Origin of the sequence: Bacillus infantis, from assembly GCF_008180445.1 — a bacterium.
Lineage (GTDB): Bacteria > Bacillota > Bacilli > Bacillales > Cytobacillaceae > Bacillus_AB > Bacillus_AB infantis_B.
Genome location: NZ_VTER01000001.1, coordinates 188,293 through 211,610 on the forward strand (window position 1 = coordinate 188,293; position 23,318 = coordinate 211,610).

Below are 23,318 nucleotides of genomic sequence, written 5' to 3' on the forward strand. Positions count from 1 at the left end.
ACGAATGTTCTTTCAATACAAGATTAAAGGTAAATTATTCCACTGCTTAAATATTCTTTATTATGGGTAGATTGGTGAGAAAAGGACTTTTTAAAGGATAGGAGGTTGGCTGATGGCAAGAATGGACAAAACCCTTTCCAAAAATCAGGCCAAGTTTTCCGGAAGGAACTTGGGTTCCGGTGCTTTGTTTGGCGTTGGTCTGGCAGCTTTTTTGGATGAAGCTGTTTTTCACCAGCTTTTGCACTGGCACCATTTTTATGACCTTTCCACCACAGCCGCAGGACTGGTTTCTGACGGATTTTTTCATGCTTTCAGCTGGTTTGCTACGGTTGCAGCTTTATTTATGCTTGCAGACCTTCGCCGGAGGGCGGCCTGGTGGCGGAAGAGATGGATGAGCGGCGTCATGCTGGGTTCAGGCGGCTTTAATTTTTATGACGGGACTATCCAGCATAAGGTGATGAGGATCCACCAAATCCGCTATGAGGTTGAAATATTGCCTTATGACCTGGTTTGGAATGCAATAGCGCTCTTTTTCATTCTTTTGGGAACTATGCTTTTCCTGAAGACGAACAAACAGCTGCGAAAGGCAGGTGCTGCTCCAGATGCACGGCAATAGCCATCAGCACCACGAAGCAGTGGTTGGTGCTGAGTTAATCGCTTCCCAAGGTGCCCTTATTGTGTTTTTTGTATGTCTGCTTCTCATGTACCTTGCAGTCCAATTTTTTAGGAAACGTGATTGGCCTTTATACAGGACAGCTCTCTGGGCTGCCGGAATCCTTTGCTGTATAGCGGCGGCAGGTCCAATAGCTTACTGGTCCCAGAATCATTTTCCAATGCATATGATGGGCCACCTGCTCCTCGGGATGCTCGGCCCCCTTTTGATGGTGTTTTCCGCACCTGTCACTTTATTTTTGAGGATGCTGCCTGCCGGATATGCTAGAAAGGGTGCCAGAATATTAAGATCGCGCTTTTTTGGGTTCGTCTCCCATCCGGCAACAACAGCAATCTTAAATATTGGAGGCCTTTGGCTTCTATATACAACCGATTTGTTTACAAGGATGCATGAACAGCCTCTGCTTTACCTGCTGGTCCATTTGCATGTTTTTCTGGCAGGATATCTGTTTACGGCTTCGTTTATCTCAATTGAGTCTTCTCCTCATAGAAGGAGTTTTATGCCGAGGGCAGCCATCCTGATTACAGCCCTGGCCGGCCATGGCATATTATCAAAATATTTATACGCCCATCCGCCGGCAGGTGTATCAATTGATCAGGCTCAGAGCGGCGCAGTCCTCATGTATTATGGCGGAGATTTGATAGACCTGTTCATCATTATTTTTTTCTGCCTTGAATGGTATAAAGCGAGCCGCCCGAGGGAAGCAGGAATCGGCACCGCATCATCTTAGCATCGGAGGCGCGCAAAATAAGAAAAGCACTGCCAGCTGGGCAGTGCTTTTCACGTTTTATAGAACATTTTGTTTATTCAGACGCGTCAGTGCCTTTTTCAGGCTGCCAAGGAAGACAAGCCCGTCAACCTCAAGACCCAGATTAACCATGGTCTGAGCTATCTCAGGACGTATACCGGTAAATATCACCTTAATGCCAAGAAGCTTTAGCGCATCAGTGACTTTAAACAGCTCATTAGCGACCATCGTATCTACGATCATCACACCTGATACATCCAGAATCAAATGCGTAATGCCCAATTCCCTTGATTTTTCAAGTGTTTCTTCCATTAAAAGCTGCGCCCTGTCAGTATCAATATCCCCAATCAGCGGCAGGATCGCCACAGAGTCTGTAATTGGCACAACCGGTACAGAAAGCTCAAGGAATGCCTTTTTAGAATTATTCAATGTTTCTGTATATGATTTCACATAGGCCAGGCTGAAGGCATGGACCGCCGTATCCAGCAATGGATCAATTGTTTCTATTATTTCAAAAACGGTGTCTGCTGCCAGTTCATTTTTGAGAACTTCCTTTTTGATTACTTTCCATATGTATTTCCTGTATAAGGCCGTATCCATGAGGGCCTCATCCAGCGACACGCCTTGAACACACAGGTTCTTTCCTGTTTCGGCTCCCCAGTTTTCAAAAACTCCCGATAATTCTTCCCCTTTGGAAGATTTGATAAGACTGTCCCCAAACATGCTGATAAAAGCAGCTCTTAAATTCAAAATCTCTGTTTCATATTTGCTGATTTCTTCTCTTTCTATATCAGTCAGATCAGCAAATCGCTCTGTTTGGACCTGTTTGGCAATCTGCATTTTTTCCTGGTTAATTCTTTCCCCTATATGTGCAAGTTCTCTTGTCATAAGCTCCCCCAACATGAATATACAAAGAATCTTTTTTATTTTTTTATATTATTATACCGGCACCATTCCAAATTTCCTAGCTTTTCGATAACTAATTATGCTTTTTTCCAATATACATTTAACCGTTTTTCCGGCTGATTAAACGCCTTTTGAAAAATATATATCCTGCGGATTCCTTTGAATTTACAGAAAAGGAAGCTGCATACTGACAGCTTCCAGATGGTGAATTTATTTAAGTGAATTGATGGCTCTCTCCAAGGTGGAAGTAACACTGATCCTATCAAATGAGATTCCCAGCTGCACCGCGGTTTGGGCAATTTCTGGCCGGATGCCAGATAAAGTGCTCTTCACACCAATCAGTGTAAGCGTCTCTATCAGCTGAAAAATCTGGTGGGCAACCATAGTGTCAATCATGACCACTCCCGACAAGTCAATGAACAGATGGTTAACCTTTTTCTCGTTGCATTCGAGCAGCGTGTGCTCCAGGATGAACTTGGCCCTTGCCGTATCGATGTCTCCCACAAGCGGCAGCAATGCTGCATTGTTATTAAGGGCAATGACCGGCGAGCTGAGTTCATTGATCATTTCCTGGCTGGCCTTCAGTCTGGCTTCAGAGAATTTATGGTTTTCCTGCGTGAACCAGGTCATCACCTTGCTGAATGCCTTGATGATCAATCTGTTCCAGGTGTTGATCTGCTCCTGAGCATACTTGCCTTCATTTTCCCTGGTGAATTTTCCAACCAGGTCAAGATACTGTTCCTGCGTATTAAAAAACTCTCTTAAAATGAAGTGGACTGGAGTTCTCAAGTGCTCTTCATCCTGGGCTATAGTAAGGATCCACTGCTCAAATTCACTGAAAAACCGATTTTCATCCATGATAAAAATTTTGCAAAAATGCTCGTGGAAATCATGATTTTGCTGCTTGATCGTACGAATAACATTTGGATTGGTCGAGCTGTATACCCCTTTTGGATCACTTTTGTCCAAAGAAGCATACCAGTCTTCTGTTAGCTGCCATGTTTTATCTACTAAGTATTCATGTAAATCTTCATTTCTATGCATAGCTTCCCCTGAGACCTCTCTATTTAAGATATTTTTCCTTTACTATTGTAGCATTTCTGCTTACAAGGGTCATCTTTTAAACTGCATTGGAAAGTTAATTCCTTTCAGGCATTCCTGCTTTTGCTGAGCATCTCTTTAAATGCCCAAATACTGTTAAAAAAGGAAGGTTCGCATCGGCCACTTTCTTCCCAGCTCCATGAAGCAGAGAGGATCGAATGGGCATATCCCCAGCTGATCAGCTTATCCCTTTCCAGGCCGGCTTTCTCAGCGAATAGGTTAATCCTTTTTGAGATGATAGATTCAGCATCTGTTTCAGGCAGCCGGTTGAGAAGGTACTGTATAACATCATATTCCTTTTCCCCGATCAGCCCTTTTGGATCGATGATGATCCAGCCATTTTTCCCGCCATCCAGGATATTATAGTGATGCAAATCTCCATGGAGAAGGAAATTGTCTGCTGTATTCCTTATGTTCTCAGCAAATATGCTGTTTGCTTCATTCAGCATTGAAGCTGTTATTGGTCCCAGCCCTTCCGGTTTTTCACGGAGAATCCGCTGAAGACTTTGATGCCGCTCCTCCATCCCAGGCAAATCTGATGAATCCTTTGCAGGAACCCAAAGGTTTTTCATCAGATTTGCGGCAATCCCTGCAGCTTCTTCATCATCTTCCACTCCAGCAAGTGTTGAACCTGGGGACACCTTTTCAAGGAGGAGAATGCCTTTTTCCACATCAGCTTCATATACTTCCACGACACCCGGACCTTTAAGCTGCTCCAGTGCATAGGCCTCTCCTTTTGATTCCCCTCCTGGTACAGACAGTTTAAGAACAGCCTCTGTTCCATCTGCCATAAAAACGGGCGCAGCAAAATTATAAGAAAGCTTATAGTGCTCCCCTATTCTAAGCTTCCACCGCCGCTCGCATTCTTCTATTAAATCATCAAAGGAAGAAAGCCATTGTATGCCATTCTCTTTATGTACATTTATGATGGTTCTTTTAAACGCTTGAGGCAATTCCATTAAACAGATAGCCTCCCTGATTTTTTGCTTTTATAAAAAGTTTTGACGGCGTCAGCAGCCTGGCAGGGAAACTGCAGCCAAACATACGCATGCAGTGAGTTGGGGATATAGGTCATGTAATGTTCCTGGATAAGGGAAGAAAAATGCTGGATGCTTTTTTCCGCCAGTCTGTTTTCAGACTCCTCCTGGCTTGGCAGCAAAAGAACAGGACAGCTGATTTTACTATAATAGTCTTCCAGCCTGATATCCCAGCATGACGAGATAAAGCCGGCAAGGACATTCTTTTTAAAGCGATTCGCGAAGTGTCCGTTTACTTTTTGTTCCATCGTGCTTCTTATGAATGCTTCTGCATGTCTGCTCCAGATTTCAGCTTCCTTGAATTCTTTTTCCATTGAGGTAAGATACTCTTCGGCTGAAGAGTAAACACGTTCTTCTTCATTAAGAATGCTTGCCAGGAGCTCTGTTCTTTCTATGTCTGCCTCTTCTTTTGTTCCTTCCAGCAAGCTGTATTCACCCCAGCGATCATATAAACCGCCTTCACAAACAAGCGACTGGACCATTTCTGGATGGGAGGCTGCGATGCTGAGCCCCACTTCAGCCCCCATAGAGCTTCCAATGATATGGCAGCAATCAATGCCCCATTCATTTAAGAGCAGGATGATATCTTCTGCCATCTCATCAATATGATAGCCGTTTTCAGGTTTTTCCGATTTACCATGTCCCCTGATATCCGGTGCAATCACACTATATTCTGCAGAAAAATGCGGTAAGATTCCATGCCATGCCTGCCATGTTCCTCCGCTGAAATGCAGGAACAGAATGACTGGTTTTTCAGAAAGCCTATAAGCCACATTCAAACTTATACCATTTGCCAATTGAAGTTTTTCTTCCTTCATGACAGTCCCCTTTCCCGTTCAATACTAGAGTTGGGTTAAATCTCTTTTCAAACCTTCATGATTATTTTAAACTTTCTGTAATCAAATTCAAATCAATATCATCCGCTGAATATGTCGATTTATTCTTCAATTCCTCCCCTTGCCTTCCCCTGTGGATTCCGGTAATATATGTATATTAATTTACCGGAAGGGTGACAAAAGGGCGATGAACAACTAATTCTTTTTGGAAAATGTTCGTAATTCATTTATACGATTTTTTTCTGGATAGGATTAGTGCATCCCTTTTGTTGCAGCAAGCAGAATACCTCTGCTCTGCTATACACCAAAGGAGCCTCCTGCCCAGAAAAATCCAGGAGGTTTTTTTATGACAGAAATTACGCTTGCAGAAAAAGCGGGATTGGGGGCGCTGTTTCAAAATCGCGTCATCAGAACCATCCTGCTTTCCGTCTTTTTCCTGCAAATCGGGATCTGGGTCCGTAATTACTCGATCCTTCTTTATGTAATTGAAAAAACAAATGAAAACCCGGTAGCCGTGTCTCTCATATCAGTCGCCGAATTTGCGCCGATCTTCCTGTTTTCTTTTATCGGAGGGACATTTGCAGACAGGTGGAGGCCGAAAAGGACCATGGTATGGTGCGACTTATTAAGTGCTTTGTCCATATTTGCGGTGCTGCTGACCCTGCTCTTCGGCAGCTGGAAAGTGATATTCTTCGCGACGCTTGTTTCTTCAATCTTATCCCAGTTTTCCCAGCCTGCCGGCATGAAGCTTTTCAAACTGCATGTACCGGCAGAACTGGTTCAGATGGGGATGTCCATTTACCAGACTGTATTTGCGCTTTTCATGATCCTTGGGCCGATTATCGGAACCTTTGTCTACCAGCGTTTCGGAATCATGACAGCCATTGCTGTTATGGGTATAGCTTTTATCCTTTCTGCCCTCATTCTGCTTATGCTGCCAGCTGACACGGAATTGGATGAAACATCTGAAAGAAAATCACTGTTCCAGGAAATGAAGGATGGCTTCCGCTATGTCTGGAGCAGCAAGCCGCTCACCTTGCTCGGAGGCTGCTTTGCGGCTGCCGGCCTTGCTATCGGCCTTACCCAGCCGCTCGGCGTCTTTCTCATAACTGACAGGCTTGGCCTGCCAAAAGAGGAGCTGCAATGGCTGATGACTGCATTTGGGGCCGGCATGATACTTGGAGGAGGCATTACCATAGCTCTTTCCAAGAAGGCACAGCCCCAGCTGCTTCTTGCGCTTGGAATGGCAGCCAGTGCACTCGGCTTTATAGGAATGGGCCTGTCCACTGCTTTCTGGCTCACACTTGCTGCACAATTTTTCTCCGGTCTGTTTATGCCGTGCATCCATATCGGCATTAATACGATGATTCTTCAAAATACAGAAGAAAACTTTATCGGCAGGGTCAATGGCATCCTGAATCCCCTCTTTATGGGAGCAACCGTCATAACCATGTCGCTGTCCGGCTGGCTGCTCAGCAAGCTTTCCATCGTCCTGATTTATGAAGCTTCCGCTGTACTCCTGGCGGTCGGCATTCTCATCCTCCTGCCAATCATGGGCAGAAACTCCGTTAAATCCGGAGTGAGCGAAGAAATTTAATATCAAGCTTGAGGTGATTCAGCCTCAAGTTTTTTTGTGCTTTTCAAAAAAGATGAAATGGATTCCAGGCAGATTGGCAATACTACCCTTGTGCTTAACAGAAAGGCGGCACTCTGATGAGAGATAACTTAAGGAGGTTTATGATGGGAATTTTAAGCGGCAACCCGAAGGAAGAACCGCTGCATTATGGCGAAGTATTTAGTATCTGGTCCTCCCAGCTTGCGGGAAATGCGATGATTGCAGGCTATCAGACCATGATGAACCATGCAGGTGACGATGATTTAAAAAAACTCCTTGCAGAAGCGATTGAACTCGGTATAGAAAATCGCAGGCAGGTGGAAGAGCTGCTAAAAGAAAATGGTATCGGTCTTCCGCCGGCACTGCCTGAACGGCCGGATGCGTGCCTGGATGATATCCCGGTTGGCGCAAGGGTTTCTGACATGGAGATAGCGGGAACACTCTCAGCTGACATTGCAGCAGGGCTTGTTGCCTGCAGCCAGGTTATAGGTATGTCGATCCGTGAAGATGTAGCCATGATGTATGGACAGTTCCACACTCAAAAAGCACAGCTTGGCGCCAAGGTTCTGCGTCTGAATAAAGAAAAAGGCTGGCTGATCCCTCCTCCCCTGCATCTGTCTAAAGGGAAGGACTGCTAACTGCTAATCCAGTTCAGCTGTCCAAATTATGAGCTTTACTTTACTAGCAAAATCAGTCTTGAGCCGTATAAAAATACAGCCGGGGCTGATTTTTGATTTCTGCAGAATTTCTTACACTAATAATAGAGAATGAGTGATAAGGAGAACTCTGTTATGGCCGATAGTTAAAATACGCTTGTTTGCTTTGAATAGTATTTCCAGGGGTTATGCTTGATCGCGCTCTGGCTGCTGTTTTAATCATGGTTTCTGATATGGAAATATTGTTTTTAGAGCTTCTTTAATAAACATCTGTTTAGCATGATCAGCTGAGTGTCATTCAGGCGTTTCTTCCTTATTGCCGCCTTCACAAAAGGGATTACTTCCTTTTCTCCTGACTAGTCAGGCCGGCTGGCAGTCTTCTTGACATGTTATCATCCCAGGTTGTTTTCCTGGTTACATCTGCTGCTTTCCATTACTCGCCATCTCTATGACACTGCTGAAAATCTTGCTTAAACAAAGCGAATAGACTAATTTCCCCTTAGATTTAAAGGAGAATATTGGAAGTGCATCGAATATTGATAGAGGTTCCTCAGTTCAGCATGAGGGCCATTTTATAATTGGATAAAGGATGATTCTTATGAAAACAGAAATTCTAGAGAAAAACAAAGAAAGCTGGAACCTTTCAGCAGAGCGCTTTTTTAGGCGAAATCCGCTGCCTGAGTATGGCCCCCTCGCTCCTGTGGAAGATGAACTGAACCTGCTTGGCGACCCTGCCGGGAAAAAGGTGCTGGATATCGGCTGCGGCAGCGGGCATTCGCTTCTCTATATGGACGGGCGGGGTGCGGCCGAGCTTTGGGGCATTGATTTGTCGCCGAAGCAGATACATACGGCACAGCAGGTGCTCGGCGGTGCGGCAGCGCCAGTAAGACTATTTGAATCCCCTATGGAGAATGATCCGGGGCTCCCTGATCATTATTTTGATATTGTCTATTCCATCTATGCTCTCGGCTGGACCAACAAGCCTCGAGGAAACACTGGGTAATATCCACAGGTATTTAAAGCCTGGAGGCACTTTCATTTTCAGCTGGGAACATCCCTTTTTCAGCAGAATCCGGAGCAAAGATTCTTCCATTATTATCGATAAGCCTTATCACGAAGAAGGCATTTATAACCATGAGGGATGGAATACGCCTGCTTTTATGCAGCAGTATAAGGTAAGCACCTATATCAATGCGCTGATCAGCCAAGGCTTTATAATCGAGAGAGTCATAGAAGAAGCTTGTCTATCAGAGGAAGACAGGAAAAGGCACAGCAACCGCTGGTATTCCTATGAAAAAGCCCAATATCTTCCGACAACTATCATTATTAAGAGCACAAAAGCTATTTAAAGAAGAAGCGCAGGGTACGCCATGGATTTTTCCGCTTCATATGGAGCATCTTCATCGCCGCTTTGTCCGGTTTTTTTTGTAAATATATGGAATTAGGAATGATTAATGCGGAAACCGGCATGAATATTGGCAGATATGGAATGATTATTGCCAAAACAGGCATGATTTTAGTCAAATCAGGCATGATTATGAAGGTATCCGGAATGATCGTCCTCAATATTGGGAGACTCTTTTTAAAAGTCGGGCAAATCTGCTTCTAGATGTGATGCTCACCCCTCCATCTTAATGACTTCTCCCTTAAATTGATGCCATTTTCCAACTGAACAAAGCAATCCAGTGTCAATTCCACCCCCAAACCTCTGAGGCGCCAAAAAGTCCATACAAAATTGTATGGACTTTTTTCTAAATAAAAGCGGGTGCTCAGCATTCCTTATGTTGTCTTGCTCTGCTCCCCGGGAACAGACAAGTTCCTTTCTCTGAAGCTGCCTGCCAGATAATCAATGATTTCCCTTCTTCGGATCAATCCTATGAAAACGCCGCTGTCATCAGTAACAGGGACAAAATTCTGATTTAGTGATGAATTAATGATTTCTTCCATCTCGCTGCTAACGAGCACCGGCTCATATGATCTATGAAGCGGCACATCCTTCAGCATCACTCCCTGGATCTCATTAAAGTCGACCCTGCACATGCTTTTGAGCTTCCATAACAAGTCTCCTTCTGACAAGGATCCTACATACTTTCCTTCTTTATTTAATATCGGAAAGGTTGTATAACGGTGATACTCCATTTTTTCCATGGCTTGCCTCATTGTCCAATGGTCATAGACAAAAACCAATTCATTTTTAGGCAATAAAAAAAACGCGATATTCATTACAGCTGATTCTCCTTCTTCTTATCAGTGAACACCTGCAGCATTCAATCCGGCTTAATAGTTCCCTTGGGGTAATTGGGCACAAACTGTTCCATTGGCCATGAAAATGCATAAACAGTCATATTCCCTTTCTTCCCTGAAAACAGCCGCTCTAAAACGTACGCAGTTTATATACAGCACAAAAAGACCAATCCTGGCTCCAGGCAGCTCCTGCAGATTTGGATGCAGGGATGCTGCTCATTAGGCGGTCTTATATGACCTCACTCGCTTTAGCCGACGAAGTTAGCTGACGGGCAGGATGGCGAAAGATCATTCTCATCCCTCCTGCTTCCTGCAGGATTAGCCCCAAAAATTGGTTCCTCCGCTCTCAATATGAGATTAAGCCGATTCATTTTTCAGGTGTTGAAATAATTTTACTTCCAACTTTCCGTATTAGCAAATTTCTGCATATCTTTTTTATATCTGACCTTCAGCAATCCGCAAAAAAATGAGTGAATCCTCTATTCTACAAAGACATCACCATGTTTTCAACCCGTTTATTTCTTTTTTTATTTCTTTTTTATTTTCCGTTGACAGCTATTAATTTCGTGAGTAAGATAAGGCAGAACAGGATTTATTATTGGAAATCATGACTCGAAAATCCGGTTTCTCATCCTCTGTTTTTGTGTATAAAACAAGAGAATCTTAGAATAGGAGAAACCATTATGGAATGCATGCATCATACCTTTTAAAGACCACAGCAACGGGAGGATTTATGGGAAACACTTGCCGATATGTCATTAATGCAGTTGGAAAAGGCGGAGAAACCTACTATACGCAATGCAAAGATAAAAAAGAAATGGAAGAATGGATTTCTGAGCATCAAGACCGGATAGTGATGGAGGAAATCAAGGTGAAGGACAAAAATAAGCATCCGCTGCTGAAGCTGTTTTCAAAATAAAGCTTAACACTCTATAGACTTGTACAGATAGAGAGCTTGCTGAAGCTCTCTATTTTCTACCTAGCCATTCTACTTTCACTCTGGCAATCATTGCCGGAGAATCTTGAAATAATCATGAAGAATGGCAAGGGAGGGGACCGACGGATCCCCTCCCTTTTTCATTTTCAGTTTGCTTTCATGCTTCCGAGAATCGAGATCATTGTCCTGTAAACCTCTTCTGATTCCTCCTGGTTAACATAATGGATGGTAAATCGAAGCAGCTTCCCATCTACTTTTTTGACAATGATGTTTGCCTGATCAGTTTTGTTATGTGCATGCAGCACCATCATACTGTCACTGTAAAATGGAAGTTGGACGGATTTCATTTCTTCAGGCTTGCCAATCGTCCTAAGATAATCCAGAGAATTTTTCTTTACCTCACCTATTACTGATTTTCCGTCGAGCACTTCTACCCTGGCAAAATACCGGCTATTCTTCCCATATTCCAAAAGGAATCGGCGCGGCTCTTCTGCATGAAAAGTGTAACCTTTCTTGGCTGAAACGGACAATTTCACCTTTTCAGCATCATATGAAGCAATACTGCCTATATTGACTGACAGCTTTTGCCCTATCAGGATCAAGTCGCTCCTCAGTCCGTTTATTTTTTTGAGTTCAGCGACGCTGAGACCGTATTTTTGTCCGATTCCCCAGAGTGTGTCTCCTTTTTTCACTGTAATCTTTCCGGGAACCTCCAATCTGCTGCCTGCATAGATCAAATCGCTCTTTAATTTATTGAGATGCTTCAGCTGCCCGACTGTACTGCCATATTGCCTGGCAATGCTATAGAGAGTGTCCCCTTTTTTGATGGTATAAAACTCTTCAGCAGATGCAGTCCCCTGGCTGAATGTCAGAATCCCAAGAGCGACAAGCGCTGAAGCAGCCAGTTTTTTTACTTTTCCCATTTTGAATCCCCCTTCTGTCAATCTTGTTGTATTTTCATCTTTACAACATATTAGACGGGGAGCACTAAGAACCGTTTCAGGGGGACAAGCCCATTTTGTTTAAAGCATGATAACTTTTTATACTGCTTTTTTCCATCATTTAAGTACGGAATGAGGTCTCATTTCAAACCGCAGAACTGCCATTAACTATTTCAGTTCCCTGGTTTCTTTTCAGGATGATGGCAAATATTTCATTTGGGACGGAGTTCTTTTTCAATAACAAGTTTTTTTGCAGAAGAAAGATTAGAGAGTAATTGCCGGGGTAAAAGTATTTTAGCTTCTCATTTATTAAGTGCTTTTCGCCAGACTTCCTTTGTATAAAGGAGGATTGGCGGGAGGTGATTAATTTTTGAGAAAGGCTTACAGCATAAAAGAACTGATAGCTTATCTGGATATGAAAGATTATCCGCTGTCTGAGGAGGCCATTCTGGATCTCATTCAAAAACGGAAGCTCCCCCATCAAAGACCCTTTAGCAGCATGATCGTTTTTGATCTGGATCATATAGACTGGTGGGTAGACCATCAGCGCAGCAATGGTTAGCTGTCAGCAGGCCCCGCTCTCTAAGAGCGGGGCTCAGTTCTGTCCACTGTGCCCGGAACTTCGCAGCTTTTCATAGAGCACTTGGAAGCCATATAAAAGGACTGCTCTGAACTGCTGAAGCAGGATAAATTGCTGCTTGGTCATTTTTTTGAGTGAAGCAATTCTTGTCCGCTCTAAAAACCGGACGCCTGGGAATGCATATAAAAGATGAAGGACAAAATTGACGATCATATACAATCCAAACTTTCCGTACATGAACTTCAATACCAGAAAGGATATAACAAAATAAGGTCCGATAACAAATGGTACATCTCCTCTTACTTTAGGATGGATACTGGATTGGAAAACCCACCACTTGCGTTTTGCTGCAGGTATATTCATGATCGCTGCAATGATACAGATGAATATAGATGCCGGCAGGAATCTTTTAAAAGACCTCTTCCCTATCATAGGTATGCTAGCCCAGGAAAGAAGCAGCATCACAGCCAAAAGCAGTCTTTGCGGTTTCATACAAGCACCTCTTTTATGGGATAAACTAACTTGCGCCTTCCAGTTTGCGTATCCATTTATAATATTGAATCAATAATAAGAACAAAATTGGATCAGCAATGGCAGCATGCCACAGCTTCCACCACCCGTAGTGAAAATATCCCCACGGCTCAGGAAGCAAAGTGAAATATTCGTAAAGCAGGATGGCAATCACCCAGAAAAATACATAAAATATCCTTGTCAGTCTATCAGAGCTAAAAGGATAGCGGCTGAGAAAGAGGATATTCACCGGGGGAAGCAGCACCGTGTGTGCCAGCAGTCCGCCAAAATCGGGATCCAGGCTGAAATACCAGTATCCATGGAGCTTAAATTCTATGATGACGTCAAAGGTTTGCTGAAATGCAATCGTAAAAGTCCATATATGCAGCTTCTGATTGCCAGTCAGGGTTTTGCCGAACTTTACAGCTGCGATATTAAAAATGATAATTGAAATAATAAGTCCTGCCATCTCTTTTCCCTACTTTTCAATCAGCAGGATTCTGCTTCTTTTTATTATGGCATTGTTAAACATTGTTGTTGATTTAGGGCTCATTTTAACCAGATATTCACACGAATGCGCCCAAATCAATAACATAGCCTTTATTATAAAATCTCCTCATTGGCTGCAGGTTATTCATGTGCAGTTCAGATAGAGCCGCCCATATTCTTGGATCCCTTTCCCAGCAGGAATTTTACAAATCGTTACCTCTTATTTCGCATACTCTCGTATCATTGAGCATATGGTGAATTGAGGTGAATTTCATGATAAAAGTTGTAGCAGTAAACGTTAAACATTACAAAGATCTCATCTATCTACTAATCGCGGCCGCCGTTTTCCTCTTTTCTATCATTATCTACACTCAATTCAGCTCGAAGTCACTGGAGCGCGTCATGAGAAATATTGAAATCAATGAACTGCTGACTTATTTTATCAGCTCGGCCAACCATTCCTTCGCTCCTGACAGCGATCCTTTTACGTTTGAAAATGTGACAGATGCTTTATTTTCCCTTGCCACTAATGTAAAGCCTACAGATGCCCGTACCTTTCTCGGTACAGAGCTTCCCGGCCTTGTTTATTTTGATACAGAAATTGTGGTTGCCGGTGAAGGGACAGACCTTTCCACCCTCCCATTTGAATCAGCACCTCCAGCAGAAGTGCTCATGAATGAGCGTGAAGTTGCAGAAGAAAAGCTGCAGCAGCCTGTGGCGGACAAGCCGTCACAACCGGCCAAAAAGCCTGAAAAAACAGATGTGCTGATTTATCATTCACATAATATGGAGGCCTTTCTTCCCCTGCTGAAAAATACAAAAGACGCCAATAAAGCCGTAACTTCAGATGAACGGGCCAATGTGGTCGGACTGGGCAGCAAGCTTTCAGATGCACTGCTGCAAAAAGGGATCGGAGCATCCCAGGATAAAACCAATATTAATAAAGAATTGCTCAAGAGAGAGTGGACTTACTCTTCTTCCTATAAAGTATCCAATGAAGTTGTCCACGCTTCTGCAGAAGCAAATCCGAATTTGAAATATTTTATAGACATCCACCGCGATTCTGCCCGGAAGGATAAAACGACTGCGACAATCAACGGCAAAACCTATGCACGGCTGTATTTCATCGTCGGCAAGGAAAATAAAAATTACCAGGCCAATCTTGAATATACAAAAAAACTGAATGCGAAGGTCGAAGAAAAATACCCGGGCCTAAGCCGCGGAGTATTCTTGAAGACAAAGCTTGAAGGAAACGGGGTATATAACCAGGATATATCCAACAGAGCCATACTGGTGGAGCTTGGCGGAGTCGATAATAACTTGGAGGAACTCCACAGGACAGTAGATGCTTTGTCTGAAGCTTTTGCAGATATCTATTGGGACGAAAACGGCGGCAGCAAGGAATAATCCGCCGGGAACAGAGAAAAGCCGCACTTTTGAAGTGCGGCTCTCTTTGTCAGGTACTGCTCTTTTTGAAAGTCCAGTTGACAAGAAAAATTCCGAGAAAAATAAGTGCTCCCCCTGCATAGACATACCAATGGACAGCTTCCCCCAGCAGAAGCCATCCGGACAGCACGCCAAAGAATGGGGCAAGGAAAAGGAAGGCACTCGTTTTCCCCGGATCTCCTTTGCTTAATAAATAAAACCAGACAGCGAATTGGACAATAGATGCCATCACAGCGAGCCATACAACAATGAAGATTGAAAGCGGAGTGATGTGCAGCTCAATCTTTTCCATGGCCAAGCTCATAAGCAGCAGGACGATTCCTCCGAAAAGCAGCTGATAAGCTGTCAAAACCCAGGTATTGAATTGCCCTCCCCACCTTTTAATAAGCAAGGTTGCGATTGCCCATGAAAAAGCTGCCCCAAGACCGAGCAGGGTGCCTGATTCCAGCCGAAATTGAAAGCCAAGTGTCAGGATCACACCCAGAAATCCAGCAATGACGCCTATCCATTGAATCTTTGTATATTTTAGGCCGAAAATGATCGTGCCAAGAACAACGACGAGCAGCGGATTACTGAAAGTCAGAATGGAAGATTCCCCGGCAGTGATGGTCCTTAAGCTCAGAAAAATACAGCCCATTACCCCTGCTGTCTGGAACAGTCCGATTGTGAACACTTTCAGCCAGTCTGTAAATGTACCCGGCCGCGGCTTCTGATACACAATGACTGCCATCAGCACCCCGGCAATGGTGAAACGAAGCCCTACAAGCATAAGGGGGGAGATATAATGCAGTCCGATTTTCCCAATAGCAAAGGACGATCCCATAAGGGAAGTTGTCAAAAGTACCAGCAGCATATAAGTGAAGCGGTTCATATCAGCATCCCCCTGTTAGTATTAACTCTATGTACACTTATCTATTTTACAGGCAGACAGGCATCCAGCGTCAACAAATCCGTTTGCCGCAAGAGTAAAATAAGCAGGACCCTGATTTCTGGTCCTGCTGCATTTAGCGGAGTGCCTTCTTGATATTTTTCAAATATGCTGAACGGATAAATACATAATAAACCAGCTGAATCAATAAAAAGCTTCCCAGCACAAGGGCTGATTCCCTGAAGAGCGAGGTGCCGAACATATTCTGCATGCTGGTAAGGGCGACAGCACCGTGGACAGCGGCAACGCCTGACGGTACAAAAAACAGGAGTCCGATTTGCACTGAAACGACTTTTGACAGTTCATCATCCGTTAGTCCAATCTTTGCAATGCGGGAAAATTTCTTTTTATCCTCATCAAGGTCGCTAAAGAGCCTGAAGTAAAGAAAGCTCCCGGCGGCAACAAAAAACACTGCTCCGATAAATAGGCCGACAAATAGGATGGCCCCATACCCTTGAACGATCTTATCCAATTCATGAGCAAGCGGGAAAAAGCTGTATTCTTTTCCCAGTCTGCTGATCGGAAGATCTTTCGCGAGTTCTTCCCCGATATCTGATGTGCTTTTCCAATCTTCTGCATCAAAAATATAAAAACGCTGTTCGTTGGCAAAACCCTGCAGCGCAGCAAACTTACTGTCTGAAACTACATAGAAGCTCTCATATGCAGGGAACGCAAATGATTGTGTATTTCCTGCTATGGAAATGGGCTCCCCGCTTTCTTTGAGGGTCAGTTTTGTTTGTTTTTCTTTTTCAGCAGGTGTTTTCATAGGTATTATCTTGATTGCTTTGTCTCCTTCAGGGTCTACCGCTTCCCCGCCTGCCGCACTTGCTATCGGATTATATTCAGAACTTTTTATAAACATCGCCTGACTGTCGCCGATTGTCTGGTAAAGCCCTTTTGCTCTAAGTTCGCGATAGGAAATTCCCTCTTCTTTAAGCTTATCCCGAATAAGCTCAACCTGGGATGCTTCCCTCTCGTTCCCTGCATAGCTGCTGTAGTCAAAAGCAAACGGGTTCTCCTCCTGGACTGCCTTTGTCATAACTGTCCTGAAGCCGACCAGTGCACCAATGGCTGAAAATGCTACAGTGGACACAATCGAAACAATGAAGAAGGTACGGGCGTTATCCTTCATCCGATAAGCTAAATCAGAGAAAAGAAGCAGATTCGTCTTTTTGAACAGGATTGATGGATTCTTTTTTAAGCGGCCGATAATATACACGCTGAACTGTGTAAAGAGAAAATAGGTGCCGATGATGACAACAGTGCTGACCGGCACCAATGCCAGGCTTACATAAACCCCCTTTACCTTGAGCGCAGTAATATACCCTGCGGCAAGAAGCAAGGCAGATAGCAGGGCAAGCAGGCGGGAAGCCCGCGGTTCGGGCTTTGGAGCAGTGCTTCTTTTAATAAAAGCTGTCAGCTGATTCCCCCTGAACATGGAAACTGTGAAAGATGAAATAACTGCGAACAGCAGGACAAAAGCACCCGCTGTAAGGCCCAGCGCTTCAAAAGGCATATAAAAAGGCAGGGACTTTTTTAAACCGAGTACATTTTCAGCTGCGAGCAGGATTGCCTTGGCAAGCACCATGCCAGTTCCGATTCCTGTCAGAATTGAAACCAGTCCGATCATCATGTTTTCCATGAAGATCATCATTCTAAGCTGCATGCCTGTCATGCCATGCATAACCAGCAATCCGAGCTCCTTTTTTCTCGATTTCAGGAATGCACTCATGCTGAAAAGAACAAAAAAGAAGGAAAACACATAGATAACTGCCTCGGCAAAATGCAAGCCGGTTGAAACATGCCCGCCGATTCCTTCTGTTTTAAGGCCCGGATGGAAAGCAAAAACCGCATAGACAAAAAATACCATGACCGAAAAGGCGCTGCTCAGCAGATAAGCAGCATACAGCCGTTTATTGCGGTGCACATTCTTAAACGCGAATTGACGAAAGGTCATGTGCATTCCCTCCCAGTATTGAAAGCATATCAATGATTTTCAGGAAAAAGGCCTGGCGGCTGTCTCCATGGCGGATTTCATTATAGAGCCTGCCATCCTTGATAAAGATAACCCGGTCACAATAACTGGCAGCCAGGGCATCATGGGTGACGAGCAGCATGGTGGTACCGTCATTCCTGTTTATGTCTGACATAGTTTCCATCACATCGTGTGAAGCCTTTGAATCCAGATTCCCTGTCGGTTCGTCTGCCAGCAGGAGCTTCGGGGTATGAATGATCGCCCTTGCAATCGCCGCTCTTTGTGCCTGTCCGCCCGAAATTTCATAAGTCCTTTTGTTCATGATCGGACGGATGCCAAGCTTGTCTGCGACCTTTTCTGCTTTCTCTTCCATTTCCCTGACGCGTACCCCTTCCAATGTAAGAGGAAGCATCATATTTTCTTTCACAGTCAGCGTCTCAAGCAGATTAAAATCCTGAAAAACAAACCCAAGCTCTCTCCGGCGGAATTTCGCAAGATCCCTTTTCTTCAGCTTATTCGGATCTTTTCCTTCTATCAGGATTTCCCCTGAGGTTGGAGAATCAATCGTGGATATCATATTCAGCAGCGTAGTCTTCCCGCTGCCTGAAGGGCCCATGATCCCTGTGAACTCCCCTTTGCTGATTTCCAGGCTGAGTTCTGACAGCGCCCGGTAAGAAACCTTTCCTGTATATACTTTGCTCAGCCGATTTATCTGAAGCATATTCATCTAACTTCTCCTCTCTTTCTTCTGATGCTTTTATGTTAAAGGAGAGTGATTGCTTCAGCTATCGATGTTCCTTTCAGGAGTCTTACAATCTTGTAAGATGCTGTTCGGCTCATTGAACAGGAAGCGGACAGCAGTCCCTTTTCCTTCCTCGGACTCCAGCTCCAGCTGAAATTGAAGCTTCATGCTGATTTCTGAAACCAGATACAGTCCCATTCCTGTTGATTCCGGGAAACGGCGCCCGTTTTCACCGGTAAAGAAAGGCTGGAAGACACGCTCGATATCACTGGCTGGTATTCCATGCCCGCGGTCCTTCACTTCAAGGATGACAGTTTCTCCTTCCTGCCAGAAGGAGATGGTCACCTGTTGATTTGTACCTTTTGAATATTTGATGCTATTTATCAGAATCTGGGAGACTGCGAACTCGAGCCATTTCTTGTCAGAATGGACAAACAGATCAGCTCCTTCTGCAATTTCAGGATAAACTTCATTCCGGATGAACAAGCGCTTGTTTTCCTGCACCAGTTTCACAGCCAGCTCCCACAGACTGACAGGCTCTGCATGGAAATCATGCTCAAAAGATTTAAGCCTTGCATTGTACAGTACTGTTTCCAGACCATTATGAATTCTGTCCGTCTCTTCCCTGATGCTTTCACGGCTTACTTCGTCATCATCCTGCAGCAGCAGTTCTATGACAGACAGGGGGGTTTTCATTTGATGCACCCACTGATTCATAAAGATAAGATGTTCATTTTTATCTTTTTCCCATTGCGCCAGCTTGTTCTCATAAAGCTGGTATTGATTCAGCAGGAGCTGATCAAGTGCTTCTGCCATCGGATAGAAGCCTGTCGCAGAAATCGATTCATCGAGAGCTGCTAACGGATCGGTGAGCCGTGCATAATATCCCTTCATCCCTGCATAACGGAAAACCAGATAACCGCCGAGCAGGCAAAGCCCAAAAAAAACAGTATAAAAGCTTACCTTCATGTCCCGGAATCCTGCCATACGATAGATGATAAGCACAGAAAAGAGCATGACAATATGTAGAAATATGACCCCTGAATGATCCTTAAAAAAGAGCTTCAAAACCAATCAGCTCCTTTTCCAGGTATTTTGAAGCAGATAGCCTGCTCCCCTGACGGTCTCAACCGCTCCGGTTATAGAAATTTCCCTGAGCTTGTTCCTTACTCTGTTCATATTGACATTCAATGTGTTTTCATCCACATAAGCCTGATCATCCCACAGCTTTTCGAGCAGCGCTTCCCTGCTGGCAAAGCGGGGATATCTTTTCATCAGAATTTCCAGGACCGCACACTCATTCTTTGTGACCGAAGCCTGCTTTTCCCCGAAAACAAGCAGGAGTCTTTCAGGGTAAAGGATAAGTCCATCAGCTTCAATCTGCCGTTCCTTCATATTCAATGCATATTCCCCATATGCCCTCCTTAGATGGCTCTTGATTTTAGCCAGGACGACCTCATAATGGAATGGCTTGGTTATGTAATCATCGCCTCCATGCTCTAATGCCATAATCTGGTCCATCTCACCCGCACGGGCTGAAACGAATATGATCGGGCAGGTGGTCAATTGCCTGAGCTGGCGTGTCCAGTAAAAACCGTCATAGCTCGGCAGATTGATATCCATCAGGACCATCGCAGGCTGCTCTCTTTCAAAGCATTTAACTACCTCATCGAATTCCGTGCATACGGCAGCTTCATAGCCATACTTCATGAGATGCGACTTCAGCAGATCTGCTATTTTAGTATCATCTTCCACAAGCAATATTTTGTGCATATCCTCTCTCCTGTTTACAAAATGTATGTATGGATTTTTTAACAGCATGCTGTTTCTTTCAATTTTAGCTCAGACACACTTTTAGCTCCCCGTTTTTATATACTGGAAGGAAGTTAGCTGCTTTTTAAACAAATATTAAACACAATCTTACCCTATATTAAACTGTTGCTTTTATAATAGTAATAAATGATTTGAGCAATAGCGAAGAAAGGAGAAGAACGATGATTGAATGGGCAGAATCCGCCAGTGCTTTCTGGCAGTATATCGTCATTTTTATTTTCTCAGCTGCACCCTGGATGGACATTTCCATTATGGTTCCGCTTGGAGTACTTTGGGGATTGTCACCCTTTTGGACAGGAGTCCTGGCATTTGCAGGAAATCTTCTGCTGCTTATCTTGCTTGCTCTCTTTTTTGAGCAGTTCTTTCTGTGGAGGAACAGCAGGCGGGAGAAAAAAGGGGCATCCGGCCCCACAATAAGAGATATACGTTCAAAGCAGCTTTGGGAAAAATACGGTATCCCGGGCCTCGCCCTTCTTGCTCCTTTATTGGTTGGGACGGATATTGCTGCCATAGCCGCTTTTTCCCTCGGGGCTTCCCGTTCCCGGGTTCTTGCCTGGATGACCGTCAGCCTTGCCATGTGGACAATCGTGTTTGCGGCTGCTTCCGCCTATGGGGTCAGTTTGCTGGATTTCACCCAGGAAGCGCTGTTGGCTTTTACTCCCGCAGCTTCACACGGTAATGCCGCATAGATTTTGGGACTCCCCTTGATTCAAGATTGCCATTGTAAATCAGTTCTCTGATCCGGTACTCCAGGTAAAATAAATCTGTGTCCGGCAAATCTTTATCTGTTATGGCTCCAATTAGGTGTCCAGCTCTGACAAAGCCATCTTCACTATCAGCTTCAATTTCTTTTATTGTTTCGATGATTCTAGGGTCTAGATGGTCTTCTTGAACGGAGACAATGCATTGGTTCTCCCATTTGCGCAAAACTGATTGAGTGCGTGCAAGTTTTTCCCACTCACTCAGGAGCTTCGAACGCTGTTTCTCGCTCAGGGGGGAGTTCTCTTTGCCCCTCTTAAAAATAAGCGACAGATTGTCGGGCTCCATTTGGCTTGTATAACGGGCAGGCCCATTATTCTTCAAGCCCATCTCTGTGAATTGGCCAGTGGAATTAATGACGATTATGTCATTTTTCTTGCCATTCAGCAGACTCGTTAAATAGCGGAGATTTGTCTGCTCATCCGCATTTTCGCCTGCCCATATATAGATGGGCACTTCTTCAGGGATATCAGCTATTTCCAGGAGCATATTGTCAATTTTCTGATCCAGTTCAAAGTCTTCTATTTGGTAGTTGATATGGTCAAACATCCAGTCAGCACGATGTTTTTTCCCCTCTTTTGTATCCAGTTTCCATATTGGCCCGATGCCCAGATGTTCGATCTGGCTGATTACTTTCTCCCGCTGAGGCAGCATAACCCTTATGCTGCCGGCAGCGGATTCTGATGGTGCAAGATGGACAGCGGTGAATGAGTGGCTTCTCCTGGTTTCTGTTTCTTTTTTATGCTGCTGAATCGCCCTGTTGATTATTTTAATCATTTCATAGCGGTTTTCAAGACTCATAAGATAACCGCGGCCTTCCAGAGGCTGATGGTTTTCATGATTGAAATCAGAGAAAGCCTCCCCTGGTGCCATCTCATAAGTCTGCTTCTCCAGTTCACGGAAACTATTGGAATCCAGAAATTCTGTCCTATTTATTTTGCAGACAAAAACTACATTCGGCTCAGCATAGAAATAAATAAAAGGATATCGGATTCTTGTAGACATTCAGTCACTCTCCATTCCTGCAGCAGTATGGTGAAGATGCCATTCTTCCCCTAGAATCGCATAATAATATTCATCCCGCCATCCTTCACCATGCGGAATGCATTTTCTGAAAAATCCTTCTCTTCTCATTCCGATTCTTTCCATCACTTTAAAGGATGCGATATTTTCCGGCTGGCAGGTAGCAATGATTCTGTGGAGATTCTTTTGTTCGAACCCGTGCTTCAAAACAGCAGAAGCTGCTTCAGATGCCAGACCCCTGTTTTGGAAATGAGGGTTCATTGCCCAGCCGATTTCATAGGTATGAGTTCCAAAATAGGGATGAAAAACGATATGGCCGGCGAGCTGCCTGTTTTCTTTAACAATGACTGGATAGTTTCTTGCTTCAATCATATTTTCCTTCACAAATTTCATGGCAGCTTCTTCATTGAATACACCTTCCGGCATATACTCCATGACTTGTGCATCAGAGGTATATGTATAAACATCCCGCCAGTCCTCCTCCTGAAAATCCCTGATGATCAGCCGTTCTGTTTCTATATACATTGAATATGCTCCTTTTTATTTCAGATCAGCTGACAATATTCGGCATTTTATAGAGAAATTCCTGCTGAGCTAATTTGTTTTCTTTATTTGAAGATGCAAACTGTTTTTTTAGTGAAATACTTTGATATCAGACAAGAAATGCAGCTTACTCTTTGAATTACGGCAGTAAAATTGCCCGCGAATCTGCATCTTCTCCATCCTCTCAGAAGATAGTGTCATTAATAAAAGCCCCGCATGCAAGATTGCGGGGCCTTACTGAGCTTTACTTTTCCCAATGCTCTTTAATGAACTCATCACGCCCTGATTTTTCCCTGTCTTCCTTGTAATGGGCGGAATTTTTCTTATAATAGTCCTGGTGATAATCTTCAGCCGGATAGAAGGTTTCAGCAGGCAGTACCTTTGTGACAATCGGCTTGCTGAACTTTCCGCTTTCCGCAAGCTTATTGCGGGCAGCGATTGCTTTGTCCCTCTGAGTTTCATTGTGATAGAAAACAGCAGTCCGGTACTGGTCTCCGCGGTCATGGAACTGGCCGCCTTCATCGGTAGGATCTATCTGCTGCCAGAACAGCTCAAGCAGGTTTTCATATGGAAACACGTCAGGATCAAATTCGATCTGGACGACCTCATAATGGCCGCTGTCCCCTTTTTTCACGTCTTCATATGTGGGATTGGCAACATGCCCGCCGGTATAGCCGGAGATGATGCTATATATTCCGTCAAATTGATCAAAAGGCTTGACCATGCACCAAAAGCAGCCTCCAGCAAAAGTTGCCGATTCTTTTCTCTCTGTCATTCACAAATCACCTTTTCTATT

The 23,318-nt window shown here is 44.2% G+C and carries 27 protein-coding genes and 1 riboswitch; of the genes, 11 read left to right on the forward strand and 16 right to left on the reverse strand.

Annotated features, from left to right (window positions below):
* Positions 1 to 112 precede the first annotated feature (112 nt).
* Together FZD51_RS01075 and FZD51_RS01080 are read left to right on the forward strand one after the other, a co-directional pair.
* Complete coding sequence (locus FZD51_RS01075) at positions 113 to 616, forward strand: DUF2243 domain-containing protein (RefSeq protein ID WP_148973052.1); 504 nt, start codon at positions 113 to 115, stop codon at positions 614 to 616.
* Positions 603 to 1,403 (forward strand): cytochrome c oxidase assembly protein, encoded by an 801-nt coding sequence (locus tag FZD51_RS01080; RefSeq protein ID WP_262380599.1) that lies wholly within the window; start codon positions 603 to 605, stop codon positions 1,401 to 1,403. The genes FZD51_RS01075 and FZD51_RS01080 overlap by 14 nt, the downstream gene beginning before the upstream one ends.
* A gap of 57 nt (positions 1,404 to 1,460) precedes the next feature.
* On the opposite strand, the gene FZD51_RS01085 is transcribed toward FZD51_RS01080, so the two are convergent.
* The 4 genes from FZD51_RS01085 to FZD51_RS01100 form a co-directional block, all read right to left on the reverse strand.
* Positions 1,461 to 2,309 carry an STAS domain-containing protein gene (locus tag FZD51_RS01085; protein ID WP_262380600.1) on the reverse strand — a complete coding sequence of 283 codons (849 nt, stop codon included), beginning with the start codon at positions 2,307 to 2,309 and terminating at the stop codon, positions 1,461 to 1,463.
* A 228-nt stretch (positions 2,310 to 2,537) separates the two neighbouring features.
* Positions 2,538 to 3,371, reverse strand: a complete 834-nt coding sequence (locus tag FZD51_RS01090; RefSeq protein WP_148973054.1) for an STAS domain-containing protein — start codon at positions 3,369 to 3,371, stop codon at positions 2,538 to 2,540.
* A 104-nt stretch (positions 3,372 to 3,475) separates the two neighbouring features.
* Complete coding sequence (locus tag FZD51_RS01095; protein ID WP_148973055.1) at positions 3,476 to 4,387, reverse strand: aminoglycoside phosphotransferase family protein; 912 nt, start codon at positions 4,385 to 4,387, stop codon at positions 3,476 to 3,478.
* Positions 4,387 to 5,283 (reverse strand): alpha/beta hydrolase, encoded by an 897-nt coding sequence (locus FZD51_RS01100; protein ID WP_148973056.1) that lies wholly within the window; start codon positions 5,281 to 5,283, stop codon positions 4,387 to 4,389. Before FZD51_RS01100 ends, FZD51_RS01095 begins: the two co-directional genes overlap by 1 nt.
* 364 nt (positions 5,284 to 5,647) lie before the next feature.
* On the opposite strand from FZD51_RS01100, the gene FZD51_RS01105 reads away from it, so the two are divergent.
* The 5 genes from FZD51_RS01105 to FZD51_RS25985 all read left to right on the forward strand — a co-directional run bounded on the left by FZD51_RS01105 (position 5,648) and on the right by FZD51_RS25985 (position 9,181).
* The gene (locus tag FZD51_RS01105) at positions 5,648 to 6,898 is read left to right on the forward strand and encodes an MFS transporter (protein WP_148973057.1); all 1,251 of its coding nucleotides are present in this window, start codon (positions 5,648 to 5,650) and stop codon (positions 6,896 to 6,898) included.
* A 143-nt stretch (positions 6,899 to 7,041) separates the two neighbouring features.
* Entirely contained in the window at positions 7,042 to 7,554 is a 513-nt protein-coding gene (locus tag FZD51_RS01110) for a DUF3231 family protein (RefSeq protein ID WP_148973291.1), read from the forward strand.
* Positions 7,555 to 8,170: 616 nt separating this feature from the next.
* Complete coding sequence (locus tag FZD51_RS26435) at positions 8,171 to 8,575, forward strand: class I SAM-dependent methyltransferase (protein WP_262380601.1); 405 nt, start codon at positions 8,171 to 8,173, stop codon at positions 8,573 to 8,575.
* Entirely contained in the window at positions 8,484 to 8,921 is a 438-nt protein-coding gene (locus FZD51_RS26440) for an SAM-dependent methyltransferase (protein WP_262380602.1), read from the forward strand. Before FZD51_RS26435 ends, FZD51_RS26440 begins: the two co-directional genes overlap by 92 nt.
* Positions 8,922 to 9,019: 98 nt before the next feature.
* A complete protein-coding gene (locus FZD51_RS25985) occupies positions 9,020 to 9,181 on the forward strand; it encodes a hypothetical protein (protein ID WP_187445578.1) in 162 nt (53 codons plus the stop codon).
* Positions 9,182 to 9,351: 170 nt separating this feature from the next.
* Here FZD51_RS25985 and FZD51_RS01120 read toward each other — a convergent pair whose 3' ends face one another.
* Positions 9,352 to 9,795, reverse strand: coding sequence for a CBS domain-containing protein (locus tag FZD51_RS01120; RefSeq protein WP_148973058.1), 444 nt, complete (start codon positions 9,793 to 9,795; stop codon positions 9,352 to 9,354).
* A 256-nt stretch (positions 9,796 to 10,051) separates the two neighbouring features.
* Positions 10,052 to 10,190: riboswitch (cyclic di-AMP (ydaO/yuaA leader) on the reverse strand.
* Positions 10,191 to 10,549: 359 nt separating this feature from the next.
* On the opposite strand from FZD51_RS01120, the gene FZD51_RS01125 reads away from it, so the two are divergent.
* Entirely contained in the window at positions 10,550 to 10,735 is a 186-nt protein-coding gene (locus tag FZD51_RS01125; protein WP_035402415.1) for a hypothetical protein, read from the forward strand.
* A gap of 164 nt (positions 10,736 to 10,899) precedes the next feature.
* Here FZD51_RS01125 and FZD51_RS01130 read toward each other — a convergent pair whose 3' ends face one another.
* Complete coding sequence (locus tag FZD51_RS01130; RefSeq protein ID WP_148973059.1) at positions 10,900 to 11,676, reverse strand: LysM peptidoglycan-binding domain-containing protein; 777 nt, start codon at positions 11,674 to 11,676, stop codon at positions 10,900 to 10,902.
* Between the two features lie 388 nt (positions 11,677 to 12,064).
* On the opposite strand from FZD51_RS01130, the gene FZD51_RS01135 reads away from it, so the two are divergent.
* Positions 12,065 to 12,256: a hypothetical protein gene (locus FZD51_RS01135; protein ID WP_148973060.1), complete on the forward strand. Its 192-nt coding sequence runs from the start codon at positions 12,065 to 12,067 to the stop codon at positions 12,254 to 12,256.
* Positions 12,257 to 12,289: 33 nt separating this feature from the next.
* On the opposite strand, the gene FZD51_RS01140 is transcribed toward FZD51_RS01135, so the two are convergent.
* Positions 12,290 to 12,766, reverse strand: a complete 477-nt coding sequence (locus FZD51_RS01140; RefSeq protein ID WP_148973061.1) for a hypothetical protein — start codon at positions 12,764 to 12,766, stop codon at positions 12,290 to 12,292.
* Positions 12,767 to 12,791: 25 nt separating this feature from the next.
* A complete protein-coding gene (locus FZD51_RS01145; RefSeq protein WP_148973062.1) occupies positions 12,792 to 13,253 on the reverse strand; it encodes a hypothetical protein in 462 nt (153 codons plus the stop codon).
* Positions 13,254 to 13,546: 293 nt separating this feature from the next.
* On the opposite strand from FZD51_RS01145, the gene spoIIP reads away from it, so the two are divergent.
* Positions 13,547 to 14,680 carry a stage II sporulation protein P gene (gene spoIIP, locus FZD51_RS01150; protein ID WP_262380603.1) on the forward strand — a complete coding sequence of 378 codons (1,134 nt, stop codon included), beginning with the start codon at positions 13,547 to 13,549 and terminating at the stop codon, positions 14,678 to 14,680.
* A 49-nt stretch (positions 14,681 to 14,729) separates the two neighbouring features.
* Here the strand turns inward: spoIIP and FZD51_RS01155 are convergent, their stop codons facing one another.
* The 5 genes from FZD51_RS01155 to FZD51_RS01175 form a co-directional block, all read right to left on the reverse strand.
* A complete protein-coding gene (locus FZD51_RS01155) occupies positions 14,730 to 15,590 on the reverse strand; it encodes a DMT family transporter (protein ID WP_148973063.1) in 861 nt (286 codons plus the stop codon).
* 133 nt (positions 15,591 to 15,723) lie between these two features.
* On the reverse strand, positions 15,724 to 17,604 hold the full coding sequence (locus tag FZD51_RS01160) for an FtsX-like permease family protein (RefSeq protein ID WP_148973064.1): 1,881 nt from the start codon (positions 17,602 to 17,604) through the stop codon (positions 15,724 to 15,726).
* On the reverse strand, positions 17,579 to 18,343 hold the full coding sequence (locus tag FZD51_RS01165; protein WP_148973293.1) for an ABC transporter ATP-binding protein: 765 nt from the start codon (positions 18,341 to 18,343) through the stop codon (positions 17,579 to 17,581). The genes FZD51_RS01160 and FZD51_RS01165 overlap by 26 nt, the downstream gene beginning before the upstream one ends.
* A gap of 60 nt (positions 18,344 to 18,403) precedes the next feature.
* Entirely contained in the window at positions 18,404 to 19,432 is a 1,029-nt protein-coding gene (locus FZD51_RS01170) for a sensor histidine kinase (RefSeq protein ID WP_148973065.1), read from the reverse strand.
* Positions 19,433 to 19,438: 6 nt separating this feature from the next.
* Positions 19,439 to 20,137, reverse strand: a complete 699-nt coding sequence (locus FZD51_RS01175; protein WP_148973066.1) for a response regulator transcription factor — start codon at positions 20,135 to 20,137, stop codon at positions 19,439 to 19,441.
* Positions 20,138 to 20,358: 221 nt separating this feature from the next.
* Between FZD51_RS01175 and FZD51_RS01180 the strand changes: the two genes are divergently transcribed.
* Entirely contained in the window at positions 20,359 to 20,886 is a 528-nt protein-coding gene (locus FZD51_RS01180) for a small multi-drug export protein (protein WP_148973067.1), read from the forward strand.
* Here FZD51_RS01180 and FZD51_RS01185 read toward each other — a convergent pair.
* The 3 genes from FZD51_RS01185 to msrA form a co-directional block, all read right to left on the reverse strand.
* Positions 20,852 to 21,961: a DUF1835 domain-containing protein gene (locus FZD51_RS01185; RefSeq protein ID WP_148973068.1), complete on the reverse strand. Its 1,110-nt coding sequence runs from the start codon at positions 21,959 to 21,961 to the stop codon at positions 20,852 to 20,854. The genes FZD51_RS01180 and FZD51_RS01185 overlap by 35 nt on opposite strands.
* Complete coding sequence (locus tag FZD51_RS01190; protein ID WP_148973069.1) at positions 21,962 to 22,504, reverse strand: GNAT family N-acetyltransferase; 543 nt, start codon at positions 22,502 to 22,504, stop codon at positions 21,962 to 21,964. It lies immediately after the preceding gene.
* A 262-nt stretch (positions 22,505 to 22,766) separates the two neighbouring features.
* Positions 22,767 to 23,297 (reverse strand): peptide-methionine (S)-S-oxide reductase MsrA, encoded by a 531-nt coding sequence (gene msrA, locus FZD51_RS01195; protein ID WP_148973070.1) that lies wholly within the window; start codon positions 23,295 to 23,297, stop codon positions 22,767 to 22,769.
* Positions 23,298 to 23,318: the final 21 nt, after the last annotated feature.

Excerpts from the sequence above, each read along its gene's own strand:
- msrA (WP_148973070.1), bottom strand. The coding sequence starts at position 23,297 with ATGACAGAGAGAAAAGAATCGGCAACTTTTGCTGGAGGCTGCTTTTGG.
- FZD51_RS01145 (WP_148973062.1), bottom strand. The coding sequence starts at position 13,253 with ATGGCAGGACTTATTATTTCAATTATCATTTTTAATATCGCAGCTGTA.
- FZD51_RS25985 (WP_187445578.1), top strand. The coding sequence starts at position 9,020 with ATGATTAATGCGGAAACCGGCATGAATATTGGCAGATATGGAATGATT.
- FZD51_RS01100 (WP_148973056.1), bottom strand. The coding sequence starts at position 5,283 with ATGAAGGAAGAAAAACTTCAATTGGCAAATGGTATAAGTTTGAATGTG.
- FZD51_RS01175 (WP_148973066.1), bottom strand. The coding sequence starts at position 20,137 with ATGCACAAAATATTGCTTGTGGAAGATGATACTAAAATAGCAGATCTG.
- FZD51_RS01085 (WP_262380600.1), bottom strand. The coding sequence starts at position 2,309 with ATGACAAGAGAACTTGCACATATAGGGGAAAGAATTAACCAGGAAAAA.
- spoIIP (WP_262380603.1), top strand. The coding sequence starts at position 13,547 with ATGATAAAAGTTGTAGCAGTAAACGTTAAACATTACAAAGATCTCATC.
- FZD51_RS01190 (WP_148973069.1), bottom strand. The coding sequence starts at position 22,504 with ATGTATATAGAAACAGAACGGCTGATCATCAGGGATTTTCAGGAGGAG.
- FZD51_RS01180 (WP_148973067.1), top strand. The coding sequence starts at position 20,359 with ATGATTGAATGGGCAGAATCCGCCAGTGCTTTCTGGCAGTATATCGTC.
- FZD51_RS01110 (WP_148973291.1), top strand. The coding sequence starts at position 7,042 with ATGGGAATTTTAAGCGGCAACCCGAAGGAAGAACCGCTGCATTATGGC.
- FZD51_RS01105 (WP_148973057.1), top strand. The coding sequence starts at position 5,648 with ATGACAGAAATTACGCTTGCAGAAAAAGCGGGATTGGGGGCGCTGTTT.
- FZD51_RS01125 (WP_035402415.1), top strand. The coding sequence starts at position 10,550 with ATGGGAAACACTTGCCGATATGTCATTAATGCAGTTGGAAAAGGCGGA.
- FZD51_RS01160 (WP_148973064.1), bottom strand. The coding sequence starts at position 17,604 with ATGACCTTTCGTCAATTCGCGTTTAAGAATGTGCACCGCAATAAACGG.
- FZD51_RS01185 (WP_148973068.1), bottom strand. The coding sequence starts at position 21,961 with ATGTCTACAAGAATCCGATATCCTTTTATTTATTTCTATGCTGAGCCG.
- FZD51_RS01080 (WP_262380599.1), top strand. The coding sequence starts at position 603 with ATGCACGGCAATAGCCATCAGCACCACGAAGCAGTGGTTGGTGCTGAG.
- FZD51_RS01095 (WP_148973055.1), bottom strand. The coding sequence starts at position 4,387 with ATGGAATTGCCTCAAGCGTTTAAAAGAACCATCATAAATGTACATAAA.
- FZD51_RS01120 (WP_148973058.1), bottom strand. The coding sequence starts at position 9,795 with ATGAATATCGCGTTTTTTTTATTGCCTAAAAATGAATTGGTTTTTGTC.
- FZD51_RS01140 (WP_148973061.1), bottom strand. The coding sequence starts at position 12,766 with ATGAAACCGCAAAGACTGCTTTTGGCTGTGATGCTGCTTCTTTCCTGG.
- FZD51_RS26435 (WP_262380601.1), top strand. The coding sequence starts at position 8,171 with ATGAAAACAGAAATTCTAGAGAAAAACAAAGAAAGCTGGAACCTTTCA.
- FZD51_RS26440 (WP_262380602.1), top strand. The coding sequence starts at position 8,484 with ATGATCCGGGGCTCCCTGATCATTATTTTGATATTGTCTATTCCATCT.
- FZD51_RS01130 (WP_148973059.1), bottom strand. The coding sequence starts at position 11,676 with ATGGGAAAAGTAAAAAAACTGGCTGCTTCAGCGCTTGTCGCTCTTGGG.
- FZD51_RS01075 (WP_148973052.1), top strand. The coding sequence starts at position 113 with ATGGCAAGAATGGACAAAACCCTTTCCAAAAATCAGGCCAAGTTTTCC.
- FZD51_RS01090 (WP_148973054.1), bottom strand. The coding sequence starts at position 3,371 with ATGCATAGAAATGAAGATTTACATGAATACTTAGTAGATAAAACATGG.
- FZD51_RS01165 (WP_148973293.1), bottom strand. The coding sequence starts at position 18,343 with ATGCTTCAGATAAATCGGCTGAGCAAAGTATATACAGGAAAGGTTTCT.
- FZD51_RS01155 (WP_148973063.1), bottom strand. The coding sequence starts at position 15,590 with ATGAACCGCTTCACTTATATGCTGCTGGTACTTTTGACAACTTCCCTT.